At 63.4% G+C, this 17,476-nt stretch carries 19 protein-coding genes, 1 tRNA gene and 1 other annotated feature; of the genes, 13 read left to right on the forward strand and 7 right to left on the reverse strand.

Features of this window, described 5'->3' with window-relative positions; translation table 11 throughout:
* Positions 1-21 precede the first annotated feature (21 nt).
* Entirely contained in the window at positions 22-303 is a 282-nt protein-coding gene (locus ACPXYO_RS08130; RefSeq protein ID WP_423918839.1) for a type II toxin-antitoxin system ParD family antitoxin, read from the forward strand.
* Between the two features lie 12 nt (positions 304-315).
* Positions 316-645 carry a type II toxin-antitoxin system RelE/ParE family toxin gene (locus ACPXYO_RS08135; protein WP_423918841.1) on the forward strand — a complete coding sequence of 110 codons (330 nt, stop codon included), beginning with the start codon at positions 316-318 and terminating at the stop codon, positions 643-645.
* Between the two features lie 38 nt (positions 646-683).
* Here ACPXYO_RS08135 and ACPXYO_RS08140 read toward each other — a convergent pair whose 3' ends face one another.
* On the reverse strand, positions 684-971 hold the full coding sequence (locus ACPXYO_RS08140; RefSeq protein ID WP_423915757.1) for a helix-turn-helix domain-containing protein: 288 nt from the start codon (positions 969-971) through the stop codon (positions 684-686).
* Between the two features lie 114 nt (positions 972-1,085).
* Between ACPXYO_RS08140 and ACPXYO_RS08145 the strand changes: the two genes are divergently transcribed.
* Positions 1,086-1,162 (forward strand) — tRNA-Met (locus ACPXYO_RS08145).
* A 180-nt stretch (positions 1,163-1,342) separates the two neighbouring features.
* On the opposite strand, the gene ACPXYO_RS08150 is transcribed toward ACPXYO_RS08145, so the two are convergent.
* Both ACPXYO_RS08150 and ACPXYO_RS08155 read right to left on the reverse strand, forming a co-directional pair.
* Positions 1,343-2,389: an integrase core domain-containing protein gene (locus ACPXYO_RS08150; protein WP_423918844.1), complete on the reverse strand. Its 1,047-nt coding sequence runs from the start codon at positions 2,387-2,389 to the stop codon at positions 1,343-1,345.
* Between the two features lie 20 nt (positions 2,390-2,409).
* A complete protein-coding gene (locus tag ACPXYO_RS08155) occupies positions 2,410-2,736 on the reverse strand; it encodes a hypothetical protein (protein ID WP_423918144.1) in 327 nt (108 codons plus the stop codon).
* Between the two features lie 978 nt (positions 2,737-3,714).
* Here ACPXYO_RS08155 and ACPXYO_RS08160 point away from each other — a divergent pair.
* From ACPXYO_RS08160 to ACPXYO_RS08180, 5 genes are all read left to right on the forward strand, one after another.
* Positions 3,715-4,035, forward strand: coding sequence for a transposase (locus tag ACPXYO_RS08160; protein WP_423918569.1), 321 nt, complete (start codon positions 3,715-3,717; stop codon positions 4,033-4,035).
* Positions 3,993-4,121, forward strand: a sequence feature (AL1L pseudoknot). Its footprint overlaps the gene before it by 43 nt.
* A complete protein-coding gene (locus ACPXYO_RS08165) occupies positions 4,035-4,784 on the forward strand; it encodes an IS3 family transposase (protein WP_423918846.1) in 750 nt (249 codons plus the stop codon). (Overlaps the previous feature by 87 nt.) The genes ACPXYO_RS08160 and ACPXYO_RS08165 overlap by 1 nt, the downstream gene beginning before the upstream one ends.
* Entirely contained in the window at positions 4,744-6,090 is a 1,347-nt protein-coding gene (locus ACPXYO_RS08170) for an IS30 family transposase (protein ID WP_423918849.1), read from the forward strand. The genes ACPXYO_RS08165 and ACPXYO_RS08170 overlap by 41 nt, the downstream gene beginning before the upstream one ends.
* Positions 6,074-6,445 carry an integrase core domain-containing protein gene (locus ACPXYO_RS08175; protein WP_423918852.1) on the forward strand — a complete coding sequence of 124 codons (372 nt, stop codon included), beginning with the start codon at positions 6,074-6,076 and terminating at the stop codon, positions 6,443-6,445. Before ACPXYO_RS08170 ends, ACPXYO_RS08175 begins: the two co-directional genes overlap by 17 nt.
* 98 nt (positions 6,446-6,543) lie before the next feature.
* The gene (locus tag ACPXYO_RS08180) at positions 6,544-7,470 is read left to right on the forward strand and encodes a transposase (protein WP_423918855.1); all 927 of its coding nucleotides are present in this window, start codon (positions 6,544-6,546) and stop codon (positions 7,468-7,470) included.
* 223 nt (positions 7,471-7,693) lie between these two features.
* On the opposite strand, the gene ACPXYO_RS08185 is transcribed toward ACPXYO_RS08180, so the two are convergent.
* Positions 7,694-8,185 (reverse strand): DUF4429 domain-containing protein, encoded by a 492-nt coding sequence (locus ACPXYO_RS08185; RefSeq protein ID WP_423918857.1) that lies wholly within the window; start codon positions 8,183-8,185, stop codon positions 7,694-7,696.
* A gap of 175 nt (positions 8,186-8,360) precedes the next feature.
* Here ACPXYO_RS08185 and ACPXYO_RS08190 point away from each other — a divergent pair, with 175 nt between their 5' ends.
* Together ACPXYO_RS08190 and ACPXYO_RS08195 are read left to right on the forward strand one after the other, a co-directional pair.
* On the forward strand, positions 8,361-9,401 hold the full coding sequence (locus ACPXYO_RS08190) for a hypothetical protein (RefSeq protein ID WP_423918860.1): 1,041 nt from the start codon (positions 8,361-8,363) through the stop codon (positions 9,399-9,401).
* Positions 9,402-9,726: 325 nt separating this feature from the next.
* On the forward strand, positions 9,727-9,906 hold the full coding sequence (locus ACPXYO_RS08195) for a hypothetical protein (protein WP_423918862.1): 180 nt from the start codon (positions 9,727-9,729) through the stop codon (positions 9,904-9,906).
* 39 nt (positions 9,907-9,945) lie between these two features.
* On the opposite strand, the gene ACPXYO_RS08200 is transcribed toward ACPXYO_RS08195, so the two are convergent.
* A complete protein-coding gene (locus ACPXYO_RS08200) occupies positions 9,946-10,158 on the reverse strand; it encodes a hypothetical protein (protein WP_423918865.1) in 213 nt (70 codons plus the stop codon).
* A gap of 324 nt (positions 10,159-10,482) precedes the next feature.
* Here ACPXYO_RS08200 and ACPXYO_RS08205 point away from each other — a divergent pair, with 324 nt between their 5' ends.
* From ACPXYO_RS08205 to ACPXYO_RS08215, 3 genes are all read left to right on the forward strand, one after another.
* Positions 10,483-11,967: an IS21/IS408/IS1162 family transposase gene (locus ACPXYO_RS08205; protein ID WP_423918867.1), complete on the forward strand. Its 1,485-nt coding sequence runs from the start codon at positions 10,483-10,485 to the stop codon at positions 11,965-11,967.
* Positions 11,964-12,728 carry an IS21-like element helper ATPase IstB gene (gene istB, locus ACPXYO_RS08210; RefSeq protein ID WP_423918870.1) on the forward strand — a complete coding sequence of 255 codons (765 nt, stop codon included), beginning with the start codon at positions 11,964-11,966 and terminating at the stop codon, positions 12,726-12,728. Before ACPXYO_RS08205 ends, istB begins: the two co-directional genes overlap by 4 nt.
* 758 nt (positions 12,729-13,486) lie before the next feature.
* Entirely contained in the window at positions 13,487-14,089 is a 603-nt protein-coding gene (locus tag ACPXYO_RS08215; protein WP_423918873.1) for a hypothetical protein, read from the forward strand.
* Between the two features lie 1,751 nt (positions 14,090-15,840).
* On the opposite strand, the gene ACPXYO_RS08220 is transcribed toward ACPXYO_RS08215, so the two are convergent.
* Together ACPXYO_RS08220 and ACPXYO_RS08225 are read right to left on the reverse strand one after the other, a co-directional pair.
* Positions 15,841-16,101 carry a hypothetical protein gene (locus tag ACPXYO_RS08220; protein WP_423918876.1) on the reverse strand — a complete coding sequence of 87 codons (261 nt, stop codon included), beginning with the start codon at positions 16,099-16,101 and terminating at the stop codon, positions 15,841-15,843.
* Positions 16,102-16,300: 199 nt separating this feature from the next.
* Entirely contained in the window at positions 16,301-17,443 is a 1,143-nt protein-coding gene (locus tag ACPXYO_RS08225; RefSeq protein WP_423918879.1) for a hypothetical protein, read from the reverse strand.
* Between the last annotated feature and the right edge of the window lie 33 nt (positions 17,444-17,476).

The following is a 17,476-nucleotide window of genomic DNA, read 5'->3' on the forward strand; positions in this document are numbered from 1 at the left end:
ACACCGCGGTATGATGCGTGTGTGGCAACGATGAACGTGTCGCTTCCGGTGGAACTCAAGGCGTTCGCCGACGGCCAGGTGAACTGCGGCCGGTATGGCTCGACGAGCGAGTACGTCCGCGAGCTGATCCGCCGCGACCAGGATCGGTCACGCTTGCGTGAGTTGCTGCTTGATGGTGCTGCAGGGCCAATCGTGGGACGGGCTGACGAGGAATACTTCGCCTCACTGCGAGATCGAGTTCGTGAGGCCGCCAACTCGAACTACCCGCCTGCCGCAGGACCAGTCGCCGACGCCACTGTGTAGACCTCGCCGACGATGGCAAAGGCGGTCGAACTCAACGCTGCCGCAGCGCGGGATATTGGGTTTGCTGTTGACTACTACGCAATCGAGGCTGGCGCGAGCGTGGCTCACCGCTTCATCTCGGAACTCGACCAAGCGTTCGACTACCTCAGCAGCCATCCGCTGTCCGGCTCAACGCGGTGGGCTCATGAGCTGGGGATTCCCGAACTCCGGAGTTGGTCGCTCCAGCGTTTCCCGTATGTCGTGTTCTACGTCGACAGACCATCTTTCGTCGACGTGTGGCGGGTCCTTCACGCCAGACGCGACCTTCCCGCCTCGCTCGCGCCGTCTGGCGGAGGCAGGTGAAGGTGAGCGATCTGGCAGAACCCTGTTGTACCGCAATCTCACCTCGGTCGGGCCACTATGCGAACGTCGGCGTAGAGAGCGTCAGCGATCCGCTGCAGGGTTCGTGCCGTGGGGCTCGTTGCACCGCGTTCGATCCGGCTGATGTCAGCTTGGTTCACACCGCAGCGCTCAGCCAACTGGGCCTGGGTCAGGCCATGTTTCTCGCGCAGTTCCACGACCTGTATGGCGATGTTGTACGCCTGCGCAAGCACCTCGCTGTGCGCTGCTGCGCCTGGCTCAACGCGCTCTCGGCGCGCAGCGACCACTTCGTCGTAGGCGCGTGTCATCGGACATCACCTCGCAACTGCTCAGTTTATGGCTAATTCACCATAGACAAAGCGCGCAGGAAGTTCATGGCCTTGCTGGTTTCGGGAGGCCGCTGGTAGTGTGGCTGCTCTCGCCGCGGGGTGGAGCAGTCTGGAAGCTCGTCGGGCTCATAACCCGAAGGTCGCAGGTTCAAATCCTGCCCCCGCCACCAAGAAGTTGTTGGCCAATATTTGTATTTTTGTTGGCCAGTATCCATGAAATCGGGCCGTTTCGGCCCGTTTTTGCGCGTTCTGGCGGGTGTTGAACCGCTCAACCGCGCCGAGTGGGGCAACTCGCGTGACGCGTGTCTTGGTGACGTGTGTCTGACTTAATGTCGCTTTTTTGGGTGGGTTTAGCCGGCATGGTCGGGTTCTTGTGATTGTCGGTTGTGATGGTATGCGATGCGTTGTTCGCGTGCGCGGTCGAGGCCGTGGCGTCGGGCTGCGCGCACCGTGTCGGCGTGGCCGTTGTGTTCCTGGTCGGGGGTGAGGTAGCCGATGCCGGCGTGAAGGCGGACGGTGTTGTAGTGGTTGCGCTGGTGTTCGAGCTCGGCGCGCAGCACGTCGATGTCGCTGATCAGCTCCAGGTGGGGCTGCTCGATTTTGAGGTGCCCGAACTGGCTCTGGGTCCAGGCTTGGTCGGTGGGTGTGCCGGGCCGGCGGTAGTGGGTGGCGAGCCAGCACAGGGCCATGAACTCCCGTGTCGATCCCGAGGCCGTCTGGGGGCCGTTGTCGCACAGCACGAGCAGCACCGGGATGTCGTCGCTGTCGGGGTCCCATCTCAGTGCGTCGGGGTTGCGCTCGTCGATGACGTCTTCGATGCCCTCCCAGCGCAGGGCCCGGCCGAACACGGCCTGGACCTCGATGCTGGTCTCGTCCCGGGAGGTGATGTCGGCGATCGGTTTGCGCGAGATCACGTCGCAGATCACTGTCGTGGCTGCCTGGGCGCGCGGCCAGTGGGTCGTGTCGCAGGTCCAGATCCGGTTCGGGGCCGACTCGGCCCACGCCGGCCACGGCCGCCGGGCAACGCGCGGGCTGCGCTTGGGGCCGCGAAAGCGCAGGTCACGGCGTTCCAGCACACGCCGCACCGTGGACGGGTCGGCCCAGAAGCGGCCCAGCCACGACCCGCGGTGGGCGAGCTTGCGATGCGACCGGTCGATGTCGGCCCATTCGTCGAACACCGCCACGATCTCGTCTTCCTCGTGCGGGGTCAGCCCATGGGACGGGTTCCCGCCCGGCGCTGAGCCGTCGAGGCCCGAGCCGTCGGCGACACAGCGCCGCCACCGCTGGACCCGACGCACCGACAGCTCCAAGCCCCCGCATGCAGCACCGGTGCTCCATCCCGCGGCCTCAGCGCGCCCGACCAGGCCCAGCAGTGCTGCCTTGTCGGCCGCGTCCACCCTGGCAGGGACCCGGCCGCTCAGCCCCAATGCCCTTTTCCCTCCAACAGCGTCAGCCGCACCGCCATCTCCGCCAACGCCGCACGAAGACGCTCCGCCTCGGCCCGAGCCTGTTCCAGCTCCACATCGCGCACCGAGTCCCGACGCCCAGGACGCGACGCCGCCAACGCATCGAGCGCGCCCTGCCGGGCGACCTCGCGCAGCTTCGCGATCGTCGAGCGATCCACCCCGGCACTCCCGGCCGCCTCCGCGACCGTGATCTCCCCGCGCACGAGCTGCATCCAGATCTCGTACTTCTCCTGCGGCGCCAAAAACCGCTTCCTCTTCTTGGCAGGCTGATAGCTCAACGGGCCTCCTCAAGGCTCGATCGAGAACCCTCCCATGCTGGCTGAAAACAACCCCAAACAACGACACGAAATCAGCCTCAACACAAATTGAAGGATGGCCCATTCTGGACGACTTCGAGCAGACCTTGGCGGGACACGGCCTTCCGAGCGCCACTGAACGCCGCACAGCCGCCATTGAGACGACTCGCAACCCAGCCGAACTCCAACGTCACGACTCGGAGACAGCAGCCCAGCCAAAGAACTCATAACCCTGGCCGCCGCGGAAGCGCTCAGAACCCCCGAAAACGGCCATTTCGACCCCAAGACGGCCTCCGAAACGCGCAATTGTGCACTTCCTGCTCCGCGTCGGAGCGCCTCGCGACGGTCTGACCAGGGGTTTTGCCCCTTCGCGACCAATGTGGAGATTCGCTCGATTTCGTGTGGAGATTCACGGGTCGGCTAGGATTTACCACCTCTGACCTGGGCCAACGCGACTGGCCAACATCCCACTAAGGGATGTTGGCCAGTACCCGATATGGACGTTGGCCAGTATCGATGAAGTCGGGCCTGTCGGGCCCGATTTTGTGCGTTGGGGCGGGTGTTGAGCCGTTCGTGCGCGCCGAGTGGGTCAGTTCGCGTGACGCGTGACTTGCGTTGTCGGTGTGGGGACGCGAAGAGGCAGACGGCTCAGCGGCCGTCTGCCTCGTTCATGGCGTGTGAGGTGACTTAACCGGGCCTTGTGCGAGGTTCGGCAGCGCTGGGATCGTCGGTGTCGTTCTCGGGCGGGGTCGATGGTTCGGGCGTGCAGGAATCTGTGGACGCGTGCGTCTTGGGGCGTTCTCGGTTGCCAGCGCGTCTGGCTCTCTTGGCTTCCTTGACGGCTTGCTCTCGCTTGCGGGTGATGTCGAGGTTGCGGTGGACGATCCGAGCGAGGACTGAGATCGCTCGGTGAATCACACCGGGTTTGGTGGAGGCTCTGTTCCTTGAGAGGATGGAGCGATGCCAGGAAATGGGAGATATCCAGCCGAGCTGCGTGAGCGTGCGGTGAGAATGGTGCTCGACAACGAGCGCTGCTATGGGTCGCAGTGGGAGGCGATCTGCTCGGTCGCCGACAAGCTGGGCCCGACCCCGGAGACGGTGCGGCTGTGGGTGCGCCGCGCTGAGATCGACGGCGGGACCCGGGCCGGGGTGACCTCAGCGGAGCGGGCTCGGATCAAAGAGCTCGAAGGCGAGAACCGTGAGCTGCGCCGAGCGAACGAGATATTGAAGGCGGCGTCGGCTTTCTTCGGGGCGGAGCTCGACCGCCAGTCGAAGCGATAGTGGCGTTCATCGACGCCCATCGCGACCGGTTCGGGGTCGAGCCGATCTGCGCTGTGCTCGCCGAGCACGGCGTCGGGATCGCCCCGTCCACCTATTACGCAGCCAGGTGCCGGCCGCCGTCGGCGCGGGCGCAGCGCGACGCCTGGTTGTGCGGAGAGATCGCTCGTGTGCACCGGGACAATTACGACGCGTACGGGGCGGCCAAGGTGTGGGATCACCTCAACCGCGTCGAGGGCATCACGGTGGCTCGCTGCACTGTGGAGCGGCTGATGCGCCAGCTGAGCCTCGAAGGGACCCGCCGAGGCGCCACGGTGCGCACCACCACCAGCGACCCCGACGCCTGCCGGCCCGCGGACCTGGTGAACCGGGATTTCACAGTGCCGGCCCCGAACCGGCTGTGGCTCGCCGATCTCACCTACGTGCGCACCCGCAGCGGCTGGGTGTACGTGTCGTTCATGATCGACGCCTATTCGCGCCGGGTCCTGGGCTGGCAGGCGTCGTGGTCGCTGCGCACCGAGCTGGCGCTCGATGCCTTGGAGATGGCCATCTCGGGGCGCCGCCGCGACGGCCACAGCATCGAGGAGGTGACTCATCACAGCGACCGCGGGTCGCAAGGCGGATTCAATCGGTCGTCGCAACACCTTGATGTGGAGGTGAGCGGTGAGCAGGCAGGCGGGGTGGTTGGTGACGCTGAGGGGGCGGCCGGCGATGAGGTCGCCGGGTCGGCCGCCGATCCGTCGGGATGTTGAGCGGGCGTTCTGGTGTGAGATCGCCAAGGGGCTCACGAGCGAGGATGCCGCGGTCGCGTGCGGTGTGTCGGGTCCTGTGGGGTCGCGCTGGTTCCGCGAGCGTGGTGGCATGCCGAGCATCGATCTGGGTCCGTCGTCGGGCCGGTATCTGTCGTTTCAGGAACGCGAGGAGATCGCTGTGCTGCGCGCGCAAGGCCGCGGGGTTCGGTCGATCGCACGCGTGATCGGACGGTCGCCGTCGACGGTCTCTCGTGAGCTGCGCCGCAACGCAGCCACCCGCGGCGGCAAGCTCGAGTACCGGGCCGGTGTCGCTCAGTGGAAAGCGGAGCTGGCCGCCCGGCGTCCCAAGACTGCGAAACTGGTCGCCGATGAACGGCTCCGCGATTATGTCCAGGACCGGCTCGCTGGCGTGGTTCACAGCGCCGATGGGGCGGTGGTCGGTCCGCCGACAGCGACGTGGAAGGGGCGCAACCGGCCTCGTCGGCAGGACCGAGTGTGGGCTACAGCGTGGAGCCCAGAGCAGATCTCGAACCGGCTGCGGGTCGACTTTCCCGCCGATGAGACGATGAGGATCTCTCCCGAGGCGATCTACCAGGCGCTCTATGTCGAGAGCCGCGGCGCTCTCAAGCGCGAACTGGTGGCTTGCCTGCGCACCGGGCGTGCGCTGCGGGTTCCTCGTGCCCGCGCGCAACAGCGCGCCAGCGGCCATGTCACCGATGAGGCCATGATCAGCGAGCGGCCGCCCGAAGCCGACGATCGGGCCGTGCCCGGGCATTGGGAAGGCGACTTGATCATCGGCGTCGGCAGGTCCGCTATCGGCACCGTTGTGGAGCGAACGACCAGATTCACCGTGCTCGTGCACCTGCCGCGCAAGGAGGGCTGGGGCACCCAGGAACCCGTCAAGAACGGGCCCGCTCTGGGCGGCTACGGCGCCGAGTCGATGCGTGAGGCACTAGCGACGAGCTTCGCGTCGATGCCCGATCAGCTGCGACGGTCGCTCACCTGGGATCGCGGCAAAGAGCTCGCCCAGCACGCCCAGCTCACGATCGACACCGGCCTCGCCGTGTTCTTCGCCGACCCCCACAGCCCCTGGCAGCGCGGCACCAACGAGAACACCAACGGACTGCTGCGCCAGTACTTCCCCAAAGGCACCGACCTCTCCCGATGGAGCAGCGAAGAGCTCGAAGCAGTAGCCGCGATCATCAACTCCCGGCCACGCAAGAACCTCGGCTGGCGCACACCCGCCGAAACCCTCAACGAACACCTACGCTCCCTCCAACAAACCAGTGTTGCGACGACCGATTGAATCCGGTCAATATCTTTCCATTCGCTACAGCCAGCGCCTCGACGACAACGACATCGTCGCCTCGGTCGGAACCCGAGGCGATTCCTATGACAACGCCATGATCGAGAGCTTCAACGGCCTGTTCAAATGGGAGCTCGTCTACCCCCGGGGACCGTGGCAAGGACTGCGCGACGTCGAGTTCGCCACCCTCGAATACGTCGACTGGTACAACCACCGACGCAGCCACAGCGCCCTGCTGCCCGGCCGCGGCAGCTACACCACCCCCGCCGAACACGAAACCGCCTACTACCGTCAAACCGTCACAGCCACCCCGGCCGTGACTCAACAACCCGAGTCTCTACTGAACCCGGGGTGATTCAACGAGGAGCTCAAGGCCGCTTTGGGCGAAGCCCATGTGGAGTTGCGGGTGTGGAGGAAAGGGGCGGAGTATCTCCCCCCGTCGAGGACCTCGAGATGATCCGCACTGGCGCGGGCATGCCCATCACGAGGTTCGCGGCTCTCATCGGCGTGCCCCGGCGGACCTATCAGCACCGGTTGGCCAAGCATCGCGCCGGTGACCCGCCCAAGGGGCCGTGGCCGGCGCCGGTCGTGGACCGGATCGAGCCGGCGGTCGCGAAGCTGGCCGCGGAGTGGCCGGCTTGGGGGCATCGCAAGATATGGGCGATGGGCCGCCATGCCGGCTGGGAGTTCGGGTCCCAATCATCGGCCGGACGGGCAATGGCCCGCCGGGGGCTGCTGGGGCCGGTCCGCTGCCAGGCCGAGCGTCGCCAGCTGGCCAAGGCCCGCAGAGCTGTCTTCGCTGACGTCCCGTCGAGACCGAACCGGGTATGGCAGGCTGATTTCTCCGAGTTCGAGACCGGAACCGAGGGCACCCGCCAGCTCGGCGGCGTGGTCGACTACGTCTCCAAGCTCGTGTTGGCCTGCCCGGTGACCGCGACCCAGACCGCTGGGGACCTGTGCGCCGCATTCGACGCTGCCGAGGCCCGCGCCGGCGAGCTGCTGGGACATCAGCTCGTCGAGGACTGCACCGACGGCGACACCGGCGAGATCACCCCGATCGTGATCGTGACCGACAACGGCCCGGCCACCAAATCAGCAGCCGTCGCCCGCTGGTTCGCCGCCCGGCCTCACATCGCGCACGTGCGGACCCGGCACCGGTCGCCCCACACCAACGGAGTGATCGAGCGCTGGTTCGAAGCGCTGAAATACGAACGGCTCTACCGCCACGACATCGCCACCGGCATCGACCTCACCACCCACATCACCGACTTCATCGACGAATACAACCGCATCCGACCCCACGAGAGCCTCGACTGGGCCCGCCCCCTCGACGCACACCAGCAAACCCCCGACACTCAAACCAAGACCCCCGAAATCTGAGCAAGAAACTTGACACGGGACAACCACGGTCATCCTCGGCTGTTTCACATCAACCCGCTTGTCCTGATCGATGAAGTGCGCCCCCACCCGAACGCCCCGCTCGATGACATGTGCGCCAAGATCAATGGTCTGCACTCAAAGGCCCTGAGCGCGCGACAGAACTGGCAATCCATCCAGATTCGCCAATCAGAGCTTCGGACGCTGCTGTGACCTGTGGGTCGTGTCAGATCAGGCGCGCCTTGAGTGTCTCGAACTCGGTTTCGCTGAGGGCTCCGGATTCGCGCAGCTCTGCCAGTTTCTTGATCTCATCGGCTGCTGAAGCCGTTGCGTTGGGAGCGTCGTTGGAGATGAAGCTGCGTTGATTTTGGGTGATGGCGCTCTCGATTGCGTTGATGAGAGGCTCGAAGCTCTTGAACTGTTTCTTCGTGACGACAATTGAGTTCTCGTCGCTCATCGCGTCGATGGTCTGCCGTCCGAGTTTGCTGCGCCGTTCGTTTCCGCCTGCGACGGTCAGCTGGACGAAGCCGTTGACCATGGCTCCCGGCGGCTTGACCTGAATCGCGGCGATCGAGCTGACGGGTATGCGCTTGTTTCCCTTGCCTACGGTTGATCGCGCCAAGAAGCCCTTGCGTTGGATCGTCACGAAGGCTCCATCGAACAGCATGGTGCCGTTATGCCCGCGGGCGCTCATCTCGGTGCTGTCCGGGGTTTCCATCACGATTGTTCCTCGTGAGCGTGACGCCGCAAGCTATCAGCCCGTAGATCGCGCAGAATTGTGATGGCGCCCGTCCGCTGATCGGCCCGACGAGTCTCATAGCCGGCGATTCGGCTCGTCTGAGTGCTGTGTGCCGCCCCACGACAGGTCGTCGTAGGTGCTAGACGAGTTCTTCATGGATGGCATTTTCGGTTCTGAGCGCAAGCTGCTCGCCGCACTGGGGGCAGCAGCCGTGACGGCTGCTGCTTTGTGGTTTCCCAGTCCTGCTGCTGCTAGCGAACCTGAGGTCGTGCTGCCGCCGGTTAGCTACACGACATCGGACTGCACTGATGCGGTGCCAATCGTGTCTGCTTCCGACACGGCAGCGCAGTCAGACTTGTACAGCGCCATCACGCTCGCGGGCGTTGTGGCGACCGACTGCATCGTCTTGGCGGGACCACGCGACGATCCCATGCCTGCTGAACAGATCGCACGCCTCGAAACTGCTGCGACGGGCGGTTTCGTAGTCGGCGGTGTCGCAGCAGTACCCGAAACAAAAATCTCCCGGTACGCGATGACACGCCTCGCCGGTGCCGACCGCTGGGAAACCGCCAACGCAGTCGGGACATGCGCTCGGCGCATCGCTGTGGGTTACAGCTGCGGACAAACCCAAGCCGAATCGGAAGAGCCGATCCGGTTTCCGCCGCAGCTGTGGGATGTCGAGAACCGCTGCCGGGCGTGGTCCACAGATGACAATTCGCCGACAACGCTCATCCTCGACGGATGGGGATATTGCCTCTACACCGTCGAGTGGGATGCCGTCACCGACGAGGACGCCACCTACAGCGTGCATGTCTCCCTCGTCGGCAATGAGAAGTGCATGTCATCCAGACCCCCTGCACACCCAAGTCCGCCCCAGTGCGAGCTCTCCTATCAATACTGGGCACCCGAGGGATTCTTCGTGCAGGTCAAGAGCCTGACGGACAGAGTGTGCGCATTCGGTGACCCCTACGGATGCCCCGAAACGGATCGCAACCCGCGTCAGTGCTACTACCAGCCACCACAGACACGGCCCGGCGACGGCCCGCCCAAGATCGCGTCCGGCACATGGCAGCTAGCCGAATTCGAAGGTTCACAGTGCCCCAGTCCCCTCGAAATCTATGTGTCCGCTGCCTGGTCGAACAGCGCGCTGCCGCGTGGAAACGCCAAATGGACGATTGCCTTCACCCCCCAATGAACCCGCCGGATTTGCGCATGGCTGCCGCCGGACAACCCGCAGCACTCGAATTCCCTCAGGTGCGAGACACCGAGCTGTCGGTTCGTGCGCCCGCTGAAGTGCACAGGAGGTCACCATGGCCAAGAAGCCATCTGCCGGCGCTTGCCGCGGGCGGCGTTTCGAGTCGGCGACGACTGGCAGTGCTGTCACCGATGTCAACAAGACAAATTGCCTGCTGATCTACTGACGCTGCACAGCGACTGGTGCCGTGGGCGCTGGTGGTGGGCGATTCGCACCATTGTCCAGCGCTCGACCGGCACGGAACGGCATTCTGGGGGTGCGGATAGTGTCTTTTGATGTGACAGTTCCTGACGAGCCGCCGGAGTCTGAGGATTCGAAGTGGTTTCCGATCGCGCCGGTTGTCGGAGAGGAATCACAGCGTCATGCTGAGGCATGGCGCAACTGGCGCAAGGGCGGTTACGACCCCGAGGTTCTCTACGAAGCGGGAATTTTCCAGCGGGGCTAGCTGAGCATGTGCGCGACTCCGGGCCGCGCAGCCTCGTTCTCATCGCACGGGCCGGCGTGCCTGGGCCTCGGTGGCGATCGGCAGCACCTGATCCGGTGTGAGTCCGCTGCCGTGCCAGTTGTGAGGACGCATCCAATCCAGAGCCGCTGCCAATGCCGGGTCCGTCTTCGCTCGCTCCGCAGCATCAGGATCATCCACAAAGTCGAACTGCTCGATGATGTCCTTCAGGGCGATGATGTCGATCTTGACCATGTGATGTACGTCTACCCGCCAGCGTCACGGCTGGGCAACCCCGGTGCCCACGAATTTCGTCTGCTCACTTAGGCCCCGCTCAAGGAATGAGAGCGAGAAGCAGGTGTCCAAACATCTATCGTCGTTCGACTGTCGGCGGCCATGAGATTCTGCCCGGTGGCGGCCATGTAGTTGCCCGCTGGCGGCCGACGGTTCTGCCCGGCGGCAGCCAACAGGACTGCCCGCGTTGAAGTCCGTCGCCCGTCGGGGTGCACCGCGGCGGGGTGCTCCTCCTGCTCGAATGGCCGGTCACCACAACGGTGACTGTCGAGCAGGGGGGACCGAGTGAAGTCTTGCGAGGAGATCATGAACATGTTGGAGGCGTTCGACCTGACTGGGTCGTTCCGGGATGCCGGCGAGTTGGCCGGTTGTTCGCATCACACCGTCGCCGCGTATGTGGCCAAGCGCGACGAGGGTCGGCTGCGGGGTGCGGGCCCGGTGCGGCGGGAACGGATCATCGATCCGTGGCTGCCGAAGATTGAGGAGTGGGTGGAGCGCTCCTGTGGCAGGATCCGCGCCGATTGTTGCCACGCCAAGTTGAAGGCGTTGGGGTTCGAGGGTTCGGACCGGACGGTGCGCCGAGCGGTGGCGGAGGCGAAGAAGAGCTTCGGGGCGGGTCGGCGGCGGGTGTATCGGCCGTGGATCCCCGAGCCGGGCATGTGGGCGCAGTGGGACTGGGGCGCGGGCCCGGTCATCGCCGGGCGGCGGACGAATCTGTTTTGCGCGTGGCTGGCGTGGTCGAGGTTCCGGGTGCCGGTCGCGACCTGGGACCGCACCCTGCCCACGGTGATCGCCTGTGTGGATCGGGCGATGGGAGCCTTTGGCGGCGCTGCGACGTATTGGCTCACCGACAACGAGCGCACGGTCACGATCGATCACGTCGCTGGGATCGCTGTGCGCCATCGGGAGATCGTTGCGGTCGGCGGCCACTACGGGATCACGGTGGCGACGTGTGTGCCGGCGGACCCTGAGTCCAAGGGCGGGTCAGAGGCGACGGTGCGGGTCGCCAAGGCCGACTTGGTGCCAACCGACGCGAACCTGCGCGGCGACTACGCCGGCTGGGCCGAGCTGGTCGAGGCCTGTGAGGCGTTCACCGCTGAGGTGAACGAGCGGGTCCATCGGGTGACCCGGCGGCCGCCGGTCGAGATGCTCACCGAGGAACGGCATCGGCTGCATGCGCTGCCCGAACGCCCATACACGGCGGCGCTCGGGGAGACCCGGAAAGTCTCTTGGAGCTCCACGGTCAGCTTCGGCGCGGTGACCTGCTCGGTCCCGCACACGTTGGCCGATGAGACGGTGTGGGTGCGTGTCGACGGTGACCAGGTCGTCGTCACCCACTGCGCACCGTCAGGCCCAATCGAGGTTGCCCGCCACCAGCGTTCGACGCCTGGGCATCCGATGATCGACGACGCCCACTACCCGCCGCGCCCGGCTGGGCCGCTCGCGCGGCGTCCGAAGCCGACGAGCGCGGCCGAGACCGAGTTCCTCGCCATCGGAGACGGCGCCCGCACCTGGCTCGTTGAAGCAGCTGCCGCGGGCACGAGCCGGGTGAAGGTCAAGATGGCCCAAGCAGTCACCCTTGCCCGCCTCCACGGCCAGATCCGCGTTGATTGGGCGCTCGGCCACGCCGCGACCTTCGGCCGCTTCGCAGACGGCGACCTGGCCTCGATCCTGGCCGCTGACCCGCCCGGACAACGCCGACGCGCCGATGACGTGCACTCGCTGCAGCCCGGCACCGCCGCCTGGGGTCGCCTCGGAGACGACCGATGAACCCAGCGCCGATCGACGAGGTCGTCGACCTGCTCCGCACCCTGCGCCTGCCCCACATGCGCGCCGCAGCACCGGAGTTGTTGGCCACCGCCAAGGCACAACGCTGGGAACCGGCCGAAGCGATGCGCGCACTGCTGGCCGAGGAGCTCGCCGGTCGCCAAGCATCCTCAATCCGGGCCCGGCGCAAAGCGGCCGGGTTCCCCACCGGCAAGACCTTCGACGCCTGGGACGCGGCAGTGTCATCGATCCCGGCCCCGACCCAGCGGGCGCTGCGCACCCTCGAATGGATCCACCGCCACGAGAACCTCGTCGTGTGCGGACCATCAGGCACAGGCAAGACGCACTTCCTTGAAGCGCTCGGCCAAGCCGCCGTCGATGCCGGCCACAAGGTCTCCTGGTTCAGTCTCGAGCACCTCGGCGCGCTCGTGCGCCGCCACAGCGCCGACGACACCGCCGCCAAGGCCATCCGGCGGATCATGCGCGCCGACGTCATCGTGATCGACGACATCGGCCTGCTCCCCGTCGCCACCGAGACCGCCGAGGCGCTCTACCGGGTCGTCGACGCCGCCTACGAGAAACGCTCCATCGCCCTGTCAAGCAACCTGCACCCCGCCGGGTTCGACGAACTCATGCCCAAGACCATCGCCAACGCCACCGTCGACCGGCTCATGCACCACGCCCACGTCGTCATGACCGCCGGCGACAGCATCCGCCTCACCCAAGCCACCGCCGGCAAGGGGGTGACGCCACTGACCAACTAAGCCACGGGCAGAACACCTGGCCACCACCGGGCAGTTCTGTTGGCCACGAACGGGCAGTCCTACTGTCCGCCACTGGGCAGATCCCGCTGGCCCTTGACAGCCTTCCACTGACGGCCCTGTGACCAGCGGTTACGCGAAATTGCACCAGCCCCGTTCTGCAGTCCTCCGCGCTGCCTTGCCGAGGGGCTTGTAGATTCTCCGCTCGGGGACATCAAGGCAAATGGCCCCACAACGGCCAGATGCCGCCGCGCCACAAATGACCACAATCCGTCGGCTCCATCGTGCACAATTCACCTGTGATCAGCAGGGGTCAACGATTCTTCGGAGATCTGCTCGTGGCACCGGTCGACACAACGGTGAGGCACCTGAGGGATTCGGTGCTGCACGGCGGCGCTGCGCGAGTGACTCGAGGAGCGCGCTCATCCTGCTGGCTGGAAGCAAGCTGAAAGAGGCACTGGAATCCGGACGATGAGCGATGGACCAATGAGAACCGGTCACCCAGGCACTACACCCGCGATTCAACGAGCGCCGTTTCGGAGAGCTCGAAAACCATCGGAGAGTGACAAGCTTGGACTCCGTGCCAACTCACATAGATGTAGTTTCTCAGAACACACGTTCCGGGTAAAGTCCTCAGCACCTTATGGCGCTATCAAGAGTCACCCTCGCTAAAATGGCCGCATGAAACGAGAACGCAACCAAATATGACCAACCTTCGGATACCTCTGCTTCACAGACAACCACTAATACGCCTCGCGTCAATGGACTCCGAAGAATACAACGATCTATATGAGAAATTTCTCAATCTAGACGAAACGCTTGTGACATCAGCAATCATCGCTCGGCTGGAAGATCTGCACGGATCACTCACCGATGGTGAAGCAATGCTAGACGCTCTACTTGGCGCATGCCTATATGACCGCCGAACAACACAAAGCCGCGAGCGCGTTGCATCTGATATTGCACAATCAGATGTTCTAGATATACAATCCAGTAGCCAAGACATACTTGCAGAACGCCTCGTCGATCTGTTTGAGACTCCCGTTCTCCGACTCCTCGCTCATGCAGCCTCACTACGTGCCGAGGATGACCGCCTGTACTGCACGTCACGGATCCTCTCTGATCTGAGGCCGCTATTTTCGAAAGATAAGGATGCAGAACCTATTGCCGCCCTGATCCGTCACACATTGAGATTCAATGTGCATGAAAATGGGCGTATAGAGTCGATTCAGATTTCTATTGGTGGGAAGGCACTAGCTGAACTAAAGGAGGCTATTGAGCGAGCATTGCAAAAAAGCGAATCACTTGCTCAAATCGCGCGCGCCGCTGAATTAATGATAGTGGAACATGAGGAGACACATTGATGACGCTTTCCTGGGGCACATACGAGGACGAACTTCTACCTCTCTTACCCGGCTCAATCGACTCTGTTCTACCTGAGGATGACTACTATGTAGCTCCTCGTTGCAATCGCAGCAAGTGGATGGATTCGAATGCTTCACCTCTTCGGGCCTTGTACTGGACTCTCGACGAACCTGTCCTTGAGCATGCGCCATCGACGCCGGAATTGTCGGACCCGTCCGGATTGCGTTTAGACGATGCAATTTCCGAGTGCCGTCGCGTCCTCGATAGTCTCCTCCGTGGGAGTGTTTCTTCGATCCACTCCGATGTTGACGAATACGGTCGGGTCGGAATACTGGCAAACCTAGCATCGCGACTTGCGCTAGAAATCGAGCAACGTTACGTGCCCCACCCAGCCACTAGCAGTGGTAGACATGCGTTGATAGATTGGGAATCTCTGAATCAGCGACAATATGCTGAAGGGATTCGAGCTACACATGGCGAGGATGGTGAGCCGTTGCATTTCTTCACTGCAGATCTTGTGCCAATGGAAGCATTTGACGATGGAGACGTCGAGCTGCTGAATGACTGAGTACTGGTATCCGGAATCGGAGGATTACTATGATACAGCAGCAAACGGTGACATTCCGGTTCGCCAGGGAGATCTCCTAATTTCCGGGTCTACCTGCCTAGATTCGAAAGGGCGCAAGTGGCACGGATGCATAGTAGTGCATCCGAGCTGCGATGTCGTTACAGGCAAAGTAGACCATATACAAGTGTGTCGAGTACGCCTACTGACCGATCAAAGTAGGAAGTATCAAGAGCTGATAGTTGTGGGCGAGCGCACGGACGAACAGGGTCGAAATCTGGTGGCAATGGCCCACACGTATTACATGGCACCTGTAGCTGACCATGAACAGTTCGGGCAACCAATGTATGCGGATCTTCTTGACGTCGTACGACTGCCTAAGCACGAGGTCACGGTTGAGAATAGAATAGCAGCTCTGACTCACGACGCGCGTAACTGCTTTATACGTCGTTCGCTATATTGGCGACAACGTTGGTTGCTGCCGGCATCTACAGTGCAGCAACTTGAAGCGCATCGAATTAGTCATGATTCTGAATTTCAGGGCCCGCGGCCTTCATGGGCATCTACTGCGCGGGAGTAGTCAACCACAGTTCAGTCACGAAGGATTTTTATCCTAGTATGACGCCAGTCTTGGAGTATTGGCGGTGGGGAATTGGAATTGCGAGGTTCCTTCGGGAGAGCGTTGGTGTGAAGTTCCTTAATCGCTGGTCAGAGATTCGCGAAAGCCCCGGTTGATAGGCGATCTTGCCAAAATTGGAAAACGATTGAGCGGGATGCCGACTTGACTGTGGTGGTACGCGAACGATGCTTCAGGAGCCTTGTAGGGTCTGCGACTTCTGGCTGCCGTGCGCTTCAAAGCCGAGGCGTTGAGCAGGTCATTGTGGTCGCGCGTACGTAGTGCTGATCTGTCCGTTGTCGACCGGTAATGCCCGTGGCCGTGCTGCTTGTGCTCTCCATGAGCCATCGGCGATGAGGCCAGTGACGACCGGCAGCACGGTGTCTGTTCGCGTGAGGTTGTGTGCGCGTGATGCGGGTGGGCCGCCGATGGTGGAGCAAGGACCTTGACCCGCTCGGCGTCGCAGTCTCGTTGCGACAGGGACAGCACGCCGCTTCTCGCTCGCAACTGCAAGCTCGCCGGCGGGGTCAGGCGGCTTAGGGCTTGCTCTCTGTTGAGTCGCCGCGATGTCAGATGGGACCGTCGCCGCGCCGGTCAACGGCGCTCGATCGAAGTTGACCGCTGATGAACCGTTCCCGCTGCTTCTGGCTGGCGTGCTCCCAGCAGACGTTGCCGATGACTCGTTCTGCGATGCATGTCGGTTTGGTGCAGGTGTGCTGTTTGCAGTATCGGATGTCGCCCCACTTTGTGGCCGGCTTGGGGGGGCACGATGCCGTCCATGACGTGCCGCCCACACTGATCACGAGCGCAGATCGGAAGGTTGGGATCATCGACTGAAGCTGCCATGTCGGAGTTCCAGTGTGGCAAGTCCCGAGGCAGGTTGAGGTTCTTCAGTTTCGTGCGGCCTTCACGCCGTGCCGACGGAAGCGACTGCATATCTGACACAGATCCTGAGCGGTCATTTCGCCCGGTGATGCCCGCGAGCGTTCAGCAGCGCCGACAACGTGCACAGCGCCACGTGCTGACCACTTAGGGAATTCTGTGGGCGTTCTGGCCGTAGTACTCCTTCACCTGCTCTTCGAGCCACTTGTCGTGCTCGGCGTGGAACAGGATGCGCAAGTGTCCCTCGTCATCGAAGTCCGTGAAGACCGTTTGTCGTCCCGAGCCGCTCGGGTCCAGCCCGTCGATCTGAATCAGCGGGCGCATGAACATGTTGCCCTTGTGGACCGCGATGATCGAGACGTGGATCTGCGAGTTCATGGACAGGTCTTCGGCGTGTATCTCGGTGCGCCAGGGTCTGTCGTCCGCGGTGATGTCCCTAGCGCCGAAGAACTCAAGCCTGTCTCTGGTCGGCATAACGACGTAAGAGAAGTCCTTTCGTCGCTCGTACTTGAAGAGGTTCGCCAGTTGCATCCCCTGATCGGGGTGCTCCGCGTCCCACATACGCAGCACCATCGTGTAGTCGTCCAGGTGTCGGAACGCTCCGGCAGAGTCCCGGTAGATCAGGTCGTATGCGCCTCCCCATGCGTCGAAGACTCTTTGGGGCGCCGCGAACTCCTGCCAGTAGACATTCGCCAACAGCATCAGATTGGCCATCAGAGTGTGGAACTCCGGATAGTCCGCTCGGCCTTCGGGAGTCTGCGTCGCGCCCACGCGGTAGGCGTCGAGCTGCCCGATCTCTTCGAGAATGCGCTCGGCGCCCGAGCCGATGGAGATGACCTTGCCGAATCGTTCACTCATGGCTTCGCGCCGCGCGACAGCTCCTCCTGTGAGCGATCCTCGCCAGTCGTCAGCCTCGACGAGAAGAATCACACCGATCTCCCGCATGACCGCTCTACCCGCAGGCTCCCCGGCGTAGTCTCGCAAGAACTGTGTGATCTCACCCCGCATGAATCCGGTCAGGTCGCGAAATCGACTCGTCAGAGCATGCAAGAACAATCTGATGTGCTCTACGGCGCCAGCCGCACCCACAGCCAGACGGTCACCAATGACGAATGTCTTTCGTCGCAACGAGTACGGATACTGACTCGGCACGAAGCCATCGGGGGTCACGATCCCGTTCGGTTGGGACGGGAGCCTCAATTGCGAGTGCCGCTGCGGCCCGAGCGTCGACACCAGCATGTCGCCAGCAAGCACCGGCATCTCGACGTTCGTATGGAAGATGACTGTCACACCTGCTGCCCCGATGCATCCTGCCTCGTTCGA

It is taken from the genome of Candidatus Poriferisodalis sp. (genome assembly GCF_965237655.1).
In the GTDB taxonomy this organism is placed as follows: Bacteria; Actinomycetota; Acidimicrobiia; order Acidimicrobiales; family Poriferisodalaceae; genus Poriferisodalis.